The organism is Flavobacterium beibuense F44-8 (assembly GCF_000769915.1).
Taxonomy (GTDB): Bacteria; Bacteroidota; Bacteroidia; order Flavobacteriales; family Flavobacteriaceae; genus Flavobacterium; species Flavobacterium beibuense.
In genome coordinates, this window is record NZ_JRLV01000005.1 from 208,261 (window position 1) to 221,197 (window position 12,937).

Annotated in this window: 9 protein-coding genes; 2 read left to right on the plus strand and 7 right to left on the minus strand. The window is 39.1% G+C overall.

Annotation, left to right across the window (positions count from 1 at the left end; genetic code table 11):
• Positions 1 to 4 precede the first annotated feature (4 nt).
• The 5 genes from Q763_RS05935 to xylE are packed head-to-tail and all read right to left on the minus strand — an operon-like array spanning position 5 to position 9,229.
• The gene (locus Q763_RS05935; RefSeq protein ID WP_035132271.1) at positions 5 to 1,594 is read right to left on the minus strand and encodes a RagB/SusD family nutrient uptake outer membrane protein; all 1,590 of its coding nucleotides are present in this window, start codon (positions 1,592 to 1,594) and stop codon (positions 5 to 7) included.
• A gap of 14 nt (positions 1,595 to 1,608) precedes the next feature.
• Positions 1,609 to 4,719, minus strand: a complete 3,111-nt coding sequence (locus tag Q763_RS05940; protein WP_035132133.1) for a SusC/RagA family TonB-linked outer membrane protein — start codon at positions 4,717 to 4,719, stop codon at positions 1,609 to 1,611.
• Positions 4,720 to 4,764: 45 nt separating this feature from the next.
• Complete coding sequence (gene xylA, locus Q763_RS05945) at positions 4,765 to 6,087, minus strand: xylose isomerase (RefSeq protein WP_035132135.1); 1,323 nt, start codon at positions 6,085 to 6,087, stop codon at positions 4,765 to 4,767.
• A gap of 2 nt (positions 6,088 to 6,089) precedes the next feature.
• On the minus strand, positions 6,090 to 7,583 hold the full coding sequence (locus tag Q763_RS05950) for a xylulokinase (protein WP_035132137.1): 1,494 nt from the start codon (positions 7,581 to 7,583) through the stop codon (positions 6,090 to 6,092).
• A gap of 26 nt (positions 7,584 to 7,609) precedes the next feature.
• Positions 7,610 to 9,229: a D-xylose transporter XylE gene (xylE, locus tag Q763_RS05955; RefSeq protein ID WP_035132140.1), complete on the minus strand. Its 1,620-nt coding sequence runs from the start codon at positions 9,227 to 9,229 to the stop codon at positions 7,610 to 7,612.
• A gap of 193 nt (positions 9,230 to 9,422) precedes the next feature.
• On the opposite strand from xylE, the gene Q763_RS05960 reads away from it, so the two are divergent.
• Both Q763_RS05960 and Q763_RS05965 read left to right on the plus strand, forming a co-directional pair.
• Positions 9,423 to 10,145, plus strand: coding sequence for an NUDIX hydrolase (locus Q763_RS05960; RefSeq protein WP_035132142.1), 723 nt, complete (start codon positions 9,423 to 9,425; stop codon positions 10,143 to 10,145).
• A 48-nt stretch (positions 10,146 to 10,193) separates the two neighbouring features.
• On the plus strand, positions 10,194 to 11,237 hold the full coding sequence (locus Q763_RS05965; RefSeq protein ID WP_035132144.1) for an aldose epimerase family protein: 1,044 nt from the start codon (positions 10,194 to 10,196) through the stop codon (positions 11,235 to 11,237).
• A gap of 64 nt (positions 11,238 to 11,301) precedes the next feature.
• Here the strand turns inward: Q763_RS05965 and Q763_RS05970 are convergent, their stop codons facing one another.
• The gene (locus tag Q763_RS05970; RefSeq protein ID WP_035132146.1) at positions 11,302 to 11,937 is read right to left on the minus strand and encodes a response regulator transcription factor; all 636 of its coding nucleotides are present in this window, start codon (positions 11,935 to 11,937) and stop codon (positions 11,302 to 11,304) included.
• Positions 11,938 to 11,939: 2 nt separating this feature from the next.
• Positions 11,940 to 12,728 carry a sensor histidine kinase gene (locus tag Q763_RS05975; RefSeq protein ID WP_035132148.1) on the minus strand — a complete coding sequence of 263 codons (789 nt, stop codon included), beginning with the start codon at positions 12,726 to 12,728 and terminating at the stop codon, positions 11,940 to 11,942.
• Between the last annotated feature and the right edge of the window lie 209 nt (positions 12,729 to 12,937).

The following is a 12,937-nucleotide window of genomic DNA, read 5'->3' on the forward strand; positions in this document are numbered from 1 at the left end:
ATAATTAATTCCAACCCGGATTTTGTTGTATAGAACCATTTGAAAGTAATACCTGAGACTGAGGAAGGGCAAACCATCCTTCTGTTTCTGTCCTGAAGTTTATTTCAAATTCACCTCCCATACCAGAAGCATCGATAGCCGTTTTGGCAGTATTTACACCTTGTCTTATAAGGTCAAAATAACGATGACCTTCAAGAGCAAGTTCTAAGCGTCTTTCATTCATAATGTTTTCCATAGAGGCTGTAACACTATGATTATCATCGCCAAAAGCGCGTTCCCTTACTCTGTCTAAACAAGTTTGTGCAAAACCTGCGTTAGAGTCAAGGTTAAGTTCGGCAGCCATAAGCAGTACATCAGAAAAACGTATTACAGGGTAATCTTCGTAGTTATCAATTTGGAAATCACCACCGTTTGCAGCAACAAGAGCTTCACCGGCTTCGTTTGTTATAGGGCAGAATTTTTTCCATGCATATCCTGTAAACTGTCTTTGTCCTCTTGCTTCGGCATCAAAGTCAAGTTCTTCACCCGCAAAGTTAATGATGGTAGCATCTCTTCTTGTATCACCTGTCTCATAAGCATTGTATAAAGACGGAGTTACAGTTGCACCACCCCATCCCTGAGCGTAAGGGCCTAAGTTACCACCTCTTATAGCGATATTAACCTGGAAACGGTTACCTTCATGAAGATCCCAGTCTCCTAAACCGGAGCTGTTGTAGCGAATAGCAAATACCATTTCGTTATTTCCTTCACCTGCATAAGCAATATCCTGAGAATATGAAGCAGCAACCCAAAGGCTGGCAAAGTCACCCACAAGGTCATGCCCACTGTTATTTACCACATCATTGATGTAAGCAGTAGCTTCTGTTTTAGATACTACACCTGCAAGATCTGAAGCGTTGTAGTAATCAGTATAGAAAAGGAATGCTTTAGCAAGGTAAGCCTCTGCAGCCCATTTTGTTATACGACCGTAATTGGCGTTCGAAGGCTGAGAGTAGTTATCATCACTCAGGTTATCTGCAGCAAATTTAAAGTCTTCAGCGATAAGTGCATAAGTCACTTCTGCCGATGATCTTGGAGTTTCAAACTCTTCATTGGTAAGAGTATGATCTAAAGCAACGATGTCACCAAATACTCTTGCCAATTCAAAGTGGAAGTGCGCTCTTAAAAAACGTGCTTCGGCTTCATATCTTACTTTAAGATCTTCATCAGCTCCCCATTCTACGTTATCAAGATTTTCAAGAAGAATGTTAGCCCTGTAAATACCTATATAGCAGGTTTCCCATATAGGCTTGTTCATTTCTTTATCTGAAGTGAATTCAAAACGGTCCCAGTCTAAAGACACGTTGTTATCGGCAGTACCAAAACCACCATAACAGTCATCGGAAGCTATTTCGGTTGTAAGTAACCAACCACCGTAACCTTCTCTTTGTAAAACATCATACACGGCAACAAGACCTTCAAAAGCATCTTGAGGTGTTTTATAGAAGTTTTCTTCTACCTTATCTGTATACGGTTCGTTTTCGATAAAATCATCAGAACATGAACCTAAAACAAATAAGGATGTAAGTGCGAATATTTTAATGTAATTTTTCATTTTTTCAGCCATTTTTAGAAGTTAGCACTAAGTCCTATCATATAAGTTCTTGGTTGCGGGTAGTACCCCACATCAATACCTCTTGCCCACGACTGGTTTACGTTACCGAAACCAACCTCCGGGTCAAGTCCTTTATACTTTGTAAATGTAAACAGGTTGTTTACAGAAGCATAAATCCTGAACTGTGTTGCAAATTTAAGTGCATCTGTAAGCTTCGTTAAATCACAGCCTACAGTCACGGTTTTAATCCTGAAGAAACCTGCATCTTTTACGTAAAGGTCTGAAAATTTGGTATAATTACCATTTGAGGTAGTACCATAAGTTACTCTAGGAGTGCTGTTTGAAGTTCCTTCACCGGTCCATCTGTCAAAAATATCAGTAGTATAGTTAAAGAATGGTCTTGAGTAATCCCTTACACCATAAACGTTTTGGTTACCGCCTGCACCATAAGTGTAAACAGAGAAATCAAAAGCTTTGTAGTTTAACTGTACATTTAAACCATAGTAGTAATCAGGGTTAGGGTCACCAATATTGGTTTTATCGTCAGCATTAATAACACCGTCACCGTTGCGGTCTACAAACTTCACATCACCAGGCTGTGCGTTTGGCTGTACAGGATTTCCGTTTTGAGCATAAGCGTCAATCTCTGCCTGGTTTTGGAAAATACCATCTGTTTGTAATCCGTAGAAGTAACCAATAGGCTGGCCTTCCTCTACACGGTTAATCTCGTCAATACCCTGAAATAAAAGGTTAGATTCACCATATATAATTCCGTTTTGTGTGGCAACACGGGTAACCTCGTTTTTGTTATGAGAGAAGTTAGCGTTAACTATTATTCTCCAATCGCTACCCATGTTTGCAGAATAGCCTGCAGAAATCTCAAAACCTTTGTTGTTAATGTCACCACCATTAACAAAAGGAGCACCTGCACCTGCAATAAGTGGTGTTGGCTTTAGTACAAGCCAGTCTTTAGTAGTTTTGTCGTAATAATCAAAAGATAAAGTGAAGTCATTAAATAACCTTGCATCAAAACCAAGGTCTAACTGTTCTGAAGTTTCCCATTTTAAATCAGGGTTACTTAAATTATCAGGACTGGAACCTACCAATAATGGTAGCTCGTCGCTTCCTGTACCAAAATGGTAGTTTTTGTCGTAAGAACTGATGGTTGACATGTAGGCAAAACCTTTATCAAACTGATCGTTACCGTTTTGACCCCAGCTACCACGTAGTTTAAGAGAGTTTACAAAAGCATCTGTAGGGAAAAACTCTTCCTGATCAATGTTCCAACCTGCAGAGAACGATGGGAAAACAGCAAACTTATTGTTTGGACCAAACTCTGACGAACCATCACGTCTTATTGTAGCAGTAAACAGGTATTTGTTATCATAATCATATAATAATCTGCCAAAGTAAGAAAGGATATTATAGTCTGTACGTCCGCCCGATACTGTATTCTGCTGCTGGTTAGTAGCATTGCTTAAGTAAGCGTGCTCAAAATCGTCAAAAATAAGGTTTTGACCTGTAGCACTTTGGTACTCTGACACTCTTTCCCTTGCCGACATACCCACTAACACATCAATGTTATGTTTTTCGGCTAAAGTGGTTTTGTAGTTTAAAGTGTTTTCCCAAATCCATGAAAAGTTTTGGTTAGCACTTTGAGTAACAGATGAAATGTTATTATAAGATACAGATGAAAGATTGTACTCCGGAGTGAATGAACGATAGTTTGAATCGCTAATATCTATACCAAAGCTTGTTCTGTATGTAAATCCTGCATAGCTGGCTTCGGCAAAAATGTTACCTACATAACGGTTTAATTTATTTTCGTTAAAGTTGTTGTAGTACATTAATCCGGCAGGATTTGTAATATCTGAACTTATGTTTGAAGAAGCATACTCGCCGTTCTCATCAAAAGTTGGGAAGTTTGGCGGAGTATTCATAAACCCTCTTATTGAATTGTTGTATATTCCGTCGTCCTGTACTCCTCTGCTTTTTGTCCTGGCGTAAGAGAAGTTTTCACCTACTTTTAAATGATCATCAATAAGATTATAAGTTGAGTTCATTGTAAAAGTGATACGATCGTAGTGAGACTGGTTGTTTTCACCACCTATTAAACCATCCTGACCGTAGTAAGAAAGGCCGGTGGCATAAGTAGCTTTTTTATCACCACCGTTAATAAACAGGGAGTGGTTTTGTTTAACTGCATCTTCAGTAAACAGGTCATCCTGCCAGTCGTGATCAACCATATTGTTTATCTGATCCTGAGAGTAAAGCGGAGCAAAACCTGAGTTTACACGGGCTTCGTTCATAATTGTAGCATACTCACGGGCATTTAGTAAATCCAGTTTTTTATATGCATTTTGGAAACCGGTGTAGCTGTTAATCGATACGTTCATTTTACCCTGAGATCCTTTTTTTGTTGTTACTAAAACAACACCGTTTGCAGCCCTTGCACCATAAATAGAGGCAGCAGAGGCATCTTTAAGGATATCAACCCTTTCGATAACAGATGGATCAAGGTAACCGATACCGTTGTCTACCACAACACCGTCTACCACATAAAGCGGAGTGCTGTTTCCGGCAGTCCCGGTACCACGGATGTTAACCAACATACCTGCTCCCGGCTGACCCGATGTAGAGGTAATGGATACACCTGAACTTTGTCCCTGTAAAGCCCCAACAGCATCAATACTGTTAGTTTGCTGCAGGTCTTTACCGCTAACCACAGAGGTAGCAGCCGAAGCTACTTTTCTCTTTTGGGTACCGTAACCTACCAGGATTACCTCGTCCAGTTCTGAAGCTTCAGACTGCATTGTAATGTTAATAGTAGACTGGCCGGCTACAGCCACTTCCTGTGAAGAAAAGCCAATGTAGCTGAATACCAGTGTTGCGTCAGGACTAACGCTAATTTGGTAGTTACCGTCAATATCGGCACTTATTATATTGCTGGTACCTTTTTCCATAACGTTTACCCCGGGTAAACCAAGGCCGTCATCGGCAGAGATAACCTGCCCCTTTACTACAACCGACTGCTGGGCAAAAGCCGCAGGAGCCAGTAATACAGAAAGAAGCAATGATAAGCAAATTGTACGCATTTTTGACGAAAGACAATTTTTACTTTCCATAATAGTTAGAATGTTTAGTTAGTGTTCGTTGTTTGTTTTTGCTACCTAGTAAGCGTTAGCAATTATTTGCTCAAATAATTCCTGCCTTCCGCTTATAGGTTGTGGTTCACCTTGCTGACGTGCAATTTCACTAAGGTTTTCTAAAGTGAGCTCTCCTTTTTCAAACTTAGCACCGTTGCCACCATCAAAAGATTGGTAACGCTCTTTGCGTAATTTTAAGTAGTTTGTATTTTTAAGTACATGTTCAGCACAAATAAGTCCGCGGGCAAAAGTGTCCATACCGGAAACGTGTGCAATAAATTTATCTTCAAGGTCTATAGAGTTACGGCGTACTTTAGCGTCAAAGTTTACCCCACCTGTAGTTAAGCCACCGCTTTGCAGTAATACCATCATAGCCTGTGTAGTCTCATAAATGTCAATAGGGAACTGGTCTGTATCCCAGCCGTTTTGATAATCTCCCCTGTTAGCATCTATACTTCCTAAAAGGCCTGCATCGGCAGCAACCTGAAGTTCGTGTTCAAAAGTATGTCCCGCCAGTGTAGCGTGGTTTACTTCTATATTTAATTTGAAATCATCCTGTAATCCAAATTTGTTAATAAAGCCAATACATGTAGCAGCATCAAAGTCATACTGGTGTTTTGTAGGCTCCATTGGTTTTGGCTCGATAAGGAAAGTACCTTTAAAGCCTTGTTTTCTTGCATAATCCCTGCAAGTACTAAGAAACATGGCAAGGTGTTCCTGCTCTCTTTTCATATCGGTATTTAAAAGGCTCATGTAACCTTCACGACCACCCCAAAATACATAGTTCTCTCCGCCAAGGGCAATAGTAGCATCAAGAGCGATTTTTGCCTGTCCTCCTGCATAAGCTACCACATCAAAGTTAGGGTTGGTAGAAGCACCGTTCATGTAACGGGGGTTAGTAAACAGGTTAGAAGTACCCCATAATAGTTTGATACCTGTTTCCTCTTGTTTTTGCTTAGCATACTCTACCATAGTCTGGATGCGTTGTTCAAACTCGGCAAGGGTAGGGGCTTCGTCAACCATATCCACATCGTGGAAACAGTAATAAGGGATAGATAGTTTTGACATGAACTCAAAACCTGCATCCATTTTATCTTTTGCTCTTGCAATAGCGTTTTCGCTTTTGTTCCATGCAAATGTTTCGGTAGAGCTACCAAACGGATCGTCTCCTGTGTTACATAACGTATGCCAGTAAGCCATTGCAAAACGTAAATGTTCTTTAAGGGTTTTACCTGCAACTACGCGGTTCTCATCATACCATTTGAAAGCAAGCGGGTTGCTGCTTTCTCTGCCTTCATATTGTATTTTGTTTATTGTACTAAAAAAAGATTGGGTCTTTGTGTCCATTTTTATTCCTGTAAATTAATGTTATTCTTCCACTCATTATATATATCAGCATACTGCGAGGTGAGGTGTGCAGTAGGCTCGATGCATTCTAAGCATTCCAGTTTTTCGAAAGCTTCACCAATTGAGGCATAATACCCGTAACCGTATGCCGCACCACGGGCAGCACCTTCGGCCCCCGATGTGTTGTACAGCTCTACTGTGGTTTGAGTAGTATTGGCAAAAATTTCCCTGAAAACCGGACTCAAAAACAGGTTGGCTTCCCCAGCGCGAACTAAATCGCCACCGGCACCTATAGATTTCATTACATCAAAACCATAGTTCATGGCAAACACTATCCCTTCGCAGGCAGAGCGTACCAGTTGTGCCGACTGATGTATGTTGAAGTTCAGGTTTTGTATACCCGAAGTCACTTGTTTATTATTGAATATCCTTTCTACACCGTTACCAAAAGGGTAGAAGCGAAGCCCTTTACTACCCGGCTGTGCTTTTGCCGCTTCGGCATTCAATGCTTCATATGAAATAAGTCCGTTTCTGTCGGTACTCATTATTTTGCGAAGCCATTGGTATAAAATACCCGATCCGTTTATGCAAAGCATTACGCCGTTATGCTTGTCATTTGGCGCATTGTTAACATGTAAAAAGGTGTTGATGCGGTTATTGGCATCATAAATATCATTTTTTGAAACGGCATAAACCACGGCAGATGTACCTGCTGTGGTGGCTATTTCTCCCGGTTTGAATACGTTAAGCGATAACGCATTGTTAGGTTGATCTCCCGCACGGTACGTAATTTTTACCTGTGGGTTGAGTCCTAACTCGGTAGCAACATCAGGGTGTATTTGTGCCTGATTACCAAAGTTTGGAACAATCTCGGGGATTAATCTTTCCGGTAATCCCATTGCGTCTAACACTTCGGTAGCAAGTCTGCCTTCAGGGAAATTCCAAAGTGCCGCTTCCGATAGTCCGGATGTACTGGTTTGTGCTACACCCGATAGTTTTGCAGCAATATAATCGCCCGGAAGCATTACGTGTGCTGCTTTGTCAAACAGTTCGGGTTGATTATCCTTAACCCATTTAAGCTTTGATGCGGTAAAGTTACCCGGGCTACCCAGTATTTGTGACTGGCATTTTTGTGCTCCTATACTATTGTATATACTGTCGCCAATTTGTGCCGCACGGCTGTCACACCATATAATGGAAGGTCTTACCGGATTCAGTTTTTCATCGGTAAGTACCAGTCCGTGCATTTGATATGCTATACCAATACCTGCAATTTTGCTGATATCGGTATTGTGTTTTGTTTTAAGTAAAGCAATTCCGTTTTTTACATACTGCCACCAGTTCTCCGGATCCTGTTCTGCCCACCCAAACTGTGGGGCGGTGATTTCCATTTCAAATTCCGGTACGGTTACAGATGATACAGTAGTCCCCCTTTCGGCATCCAGTACCGAAAGTTTAATTGACGAGCTTCCTAAATCTATGCCTAGAAAATACATTTGTTATTATTAATAGATGATAATTGTTATTCAGTTTTATCCTTTATCCACAGTTGCTCCATTTCTTCCAGGGTTTTTCCTTTGGTTTCGGGCACGAACTTCCAGATGAAAATTGCCGAAAGCAGTGCCATAATACCGTATATCCAGTAAGAGAAGCCGTGATTAAACATTTGTGTAAGGGATTCGTTATTGTTCATCATAGGGAATGTCCATGATACAACAAGGTTTGCCAGCCATTGAGCTGCAACTGCAACAGCCATAACCCCTTTTATTTTGTTAGGGAATATTTCAGACAGGAGTACCCATGTTATAGGTCCCCACGACATGGCAAAGGCTGCTATGTAAAGCAGCATAAGTAGTAGGGACAGTGTTTGGCTACTTTGTGAGTAAAGTGCAGAACCCAATCCAAGCATACTGATAGCCATTACAATACTACCTATAAGCATTAGTTTTTTACGTCCGTAATTATCTACTGTAAATATGGCAAGTACGGTAAACAGCATGTTAATGGCACCAACAATTATGGTTTGTATCATAGAAGCATCATTACCCAGCCCCATACCTTTAAAAATTTCGGGAGCATAATAAAGCACTACATTAATCCCTACAAATTGCTGGAATACCGATAATAGAATACCTATTATTACTATTGCCCATCCATAGGTTAGCCAATGCGCTTTTTTTACATTAAAAGAGCCTTTAATTTCTGTTAATATACTTCCTGCTTTTTCCGGTCCGTTAAGTTTTGTAAGTACGGCAGAAGCTTCAGCCTCTTTCCCTTTCATCACCTGAAAACGAGGTGTTTTTGGTACAAACAGCAGGAAAAGGAAGAATAGGGTAGCAGGAATATTTTCCGATAGGAACATATAACGCCATCCGTCTGTATTAATCCATTCGGTAGATTGTCCTTTTACAATAAAATAATTTACAAAGTATACTATAAGCATACCACTTACTATAGCAAACTGATTGCATGATACCAGCTTACCACGAATATTGGCAGGAGCCATTTCGGCAATGTAAAGCGGAGCAAGCATACTGGCAAGCCCAACACCTATACCACCTATTATTCTATACACAATAAAGGAAGTAAGACTGCTGCTGCCAAAAAATATGTTCATTCCCTCAGGAAAAGCCGATCCTGTGGCAGATATAATAAATAGGGCTGCCGATAACAGCAACCCGTTTCTTCTACCTATAGAGTTTGCGATTCTGTCGCCTGCAGCGGCACCAATAATACATCCTACAAGCGCGCTACTCACCATAAATCCTAAAATTGAATTTTGAAGGTTTTCTGTAAGTACCGGAGGTAGGGTTAAAAACTGATAATAATAAAACGCCCCACCAAGAACCACTAATGCAGTAATAATGGCAAATGCAGTATTACGTTTGTAAAACCTTAAAATAAAAGAAGCAGTTAAACCAATAACTGCTACTGTGCATAATGTAATTATAACTTTAAATTCGGTTATTGCTGCTGAAGCAGCGATTACATCGTTTGAAATTTTATTAATAAAAAAATCATCAAGAGCACCTACTGCTCCAGAGATTACTGCAGTATCATAACCAAACAGCAACCCGCCCAAACTGGCAACAGCTGTTATAAGATAAATACTACTTTTACTTATTTGTGATGTTAAATTCATAAAGCACTAAAACGTTTTCACTTATGGTTTATTTGACCACAAGTATAAAACTTATTTTTAATATTAACAAAATAATGTCTAAAAAAATTTGCATTTAATAATTTTATACCCCTATATGTGATGGAATTGAAAAAAAAGTAGAGATATTAGCATTTTCAAAAAAATCCCTATATTCGTTGACGTTTTAAAAGAAATGAAGGTGAAAAAAATTATCGATAAGGAGTCTGGAAAAGTAATAGAGCGTTCGGTAATGAATTCCATTACGATTGACTGCGTTATATTTGGTTTCGATAAAGGATCGCTGGAAGTGTTACTTGTACAGCATGGTGAAGGTATAAGAAAAGGGGAGTGGGGTTTACCCGGTGGATGGATACGCGAGAGAGAAAGCATAGATAATGCTGCTCACAGACTTTTGGCCGACCTTACAGGGCTTGACAGTATATACCTGGAACAGCTTAAAGCATTTGGAGAACCCGATCGTTTTCCGCTTGGACGTGTAATTACCATAGGATACTTTGCCCTTATTAAGAAAGAAGATTATGATGTTAGAGCCGGTTTTACGGCATCTGACGCTAAATGGTATAAAATAGCTGATATTCCTAAACTTATTTACGACCATAACGACATTTTAGACTACAGTCTTGAACACCTTCGTAACAGGGTAAGGCAGGCTCCCGTAGGGTTTAACTTACTGCCTGAAAAGTTTACGCTTTTCGAGCTGATGAAACTGTATGAGGAGATACTTGGAGTTGAAATGGATAAGTCAAACTTTAGGCGTAAGATATTAAGAATGAAGCTTTTGGTTGAGCTTGATGAAAAACAAAAAGATGTTTCCCATCGTGCTGCCAAACTTTATGAATTTGACCAGAAAATATATGAGAAGCTAACTAAAAAAGGCTTTAATTTTGAATTTTAATAATCGGGCTCCAGGGCCTGTTTTTTTATTTTAACCTCGCCGTATTTAATGAATAATACAACCTCACTCAATTTTATTGAAAAGCCATTTGGCACTTTGCCTAACAGTACCGAAATTAAAAGCTATACACTTACCAATTCAAAAGGAAGTCAGCTTACCGTAACCAATTATGGAGCTACCATTACATCACTAAAAGTTTTAGGGAATAACAACCAGTCTGTAGATGTTGTATTGGGGTTTGATGATGTACAGGGATATATAGACTCATACAGCCTGCCATCGGCGCCTTATTTTGGAGCTGTGATGGGGCGTTATGCCGGACGTATAAAAAATGGTAAGTTTACCCTTAACGGAACAGACTATCAGCTTAATACTAATTTAGGAGATCACCACCTGCATGGTGGTACAGTTGGTTTTGGACGAGCGGTATGGAAAATGACCGAGGCCGGAATCGCAACAAATCCTTTTATAAAATTACAATACATGAGTCCTGACGGGGAAGAACAGTACCCGGGAGAAATGACAATTGAAGTTACCTATACGTTAACTGAAGATAACGAAGTAATTGCAGAGTATGCTGCTGTTAGCGATAAGGATACTGTAATTAACCTAACCCAACACAGTTATTTTAACCTTGACGGACATACAGGAAATGTAAAAGACCAGCAATTACAGGTTTTTACTGATACAATTGTTGAAACAGATAGTCTAAATATACCAACAGGCAACTTTATTGCTGCTGCCGATAAAGGATACCATTTCCTAACACCAAATCATTGTCCGGAAGTAATAGATACTTCGTTTGTAATTAAGGATAATAGTCAGGTTGCAGCCCTATTAACGAGCGAGAAATCAGGCTTAAAAATGACGGTGCAAACCAATCAGCCATCGGTACATATCTATGTGGGAGGTAACTGCGGTAATGAACTAAAAGGCAAAGATGGTGCTGTTTACCATTCGTTAAGCGGTATATGCTTTGAAACCCAAAACTTTCCCGACGCGCCAAACAGGGATAACTTTCCATCGGCTGTTTTAAGAAAAGGGGAGAAGTACTACCAAAAAACTGTATTTAAGTTCGAAAATAATAAGTAATAATAAGCGAAAAGCAGCCCTTGGGCTGCTTTTCTAAACATAAAGTTTAATGTAGGGATAAACTCTATATGCAAACTATTTTATGCTTTATGGCATAAAGCACAAGGCCTATTCGTGTTTTGATTTCGAGTTTCTGAAAGAGATTTTCACGATAGCCGTCAATGGTTTTTGGACTAAGGCACATGCCATCGGCAATCTCTTTGTATGTCTTTTCGGTACAGGCTAGTTTTATAAACTCTATTTCCCTTTCCTTCAGTACAATCTTATTGTCATTATTGAGCTTGTTGATAAGGTAGCCCGATACCATTTCAGAATAGTAAAAGCCTCGGCTGTATACTTCCTCCAGTGCTTCCTTAAAATTCTTTGGATCGGTATCCTTTAAAAGGTAACCTTTTGCCCCATTGGTAATCATTCTCATTACAGTATCTTCGTCATTGTTTACCGAAAGTGCTATTACCTTTTGATCAGGGTGGTTTTGCTTTATCCATTTCATGGTCTCAATGCCGTCCATTATTGGCATATTCACATCGAGCAAAACAATATCCGGAAGTTTAATACCTCCTTTTACGGCCGTGATAAACTCTTTACCGTTGTTGTAAATCCCGGCAACCTCAAAGTTTTCAAACGATCCTACCAGATAGGAAAGTGATTGTGAAAACAATAAATGGTCGTCTACTATTATAATTTTTATTTTACTCATGTTTAAGCATATTCTTCTATGGCGATTGGGTAATTTATTGTTACCTGTGAACCTTTTTCCAATTCAGAATCAATTTTAAAAGTAGCCCCTATAAGCTGAGCTCTTGTTTCCATATTTGTAAATCCGTTGCCTTTAGATATGTTTTGCAGGGTAAATCCTTTGCCTGTATCTCTAATAATAATGTTACAATTCGTATCAGTAAAAGCAATATTTATATCGATGGTCTCACTATGTGAGTGTCTTAATATGTTTGAAATGGATTCCTGTAAAATTCTGTATATAATAGTCTCGTGTTCCTTGTCTATATCATGAACCTTTCCCGTTATGTTCAGGCTACATTTAATTGTTTTGAGCTGTTTTATCCTCTCAAGGTCTTCATTAAGTGCTTCAATAAAACTGGACTCCAGTACAATATCACCGTTCATCAGTTTTGATAACATCCTTATTTCACCTAACGATTTATTTATAAGATCTTTAAGGTTAAGCATGTTTGCCTTTGTGTACTTGGACTCGTCAGACAATATTATGTTCACCTGCATTAATGCTACCGACAGAATTTGGCATATATTATCATGCAGCTCTTTACTTACAGTTGTTAACGTTTGTTCTTTTATCTCAATTTTAGACTTGGTCAGTTCCGACTGGAAAACCAGTTCGGCAGTCATCTTTTCTATTAAGAACTTAGACTTCTTTTTCTGAAAAAAGTAAAAAAGTATAAACAGCGTCAATAACAGTGTAAAAAGTACAATGCTAAATGATATGATTAGTAGTTGTATTTCTTCTCGCTCCATATGAACCCTACTAAAAAGCAAAAATTCATTAGTAAATTTAAGAAAAATATTATTAGTCCGTAGATAGATGGATTATAATCTATCAAAAACCACTTTAGCGACAACATAAACGGTAAAAAGGGAACATGAAAAATAAGTATACCCAGCACAAACCAGAAAAAAACTGACTTACTGTAACTAAGTACCAAATTAGAGCTAAACAGCTCAAA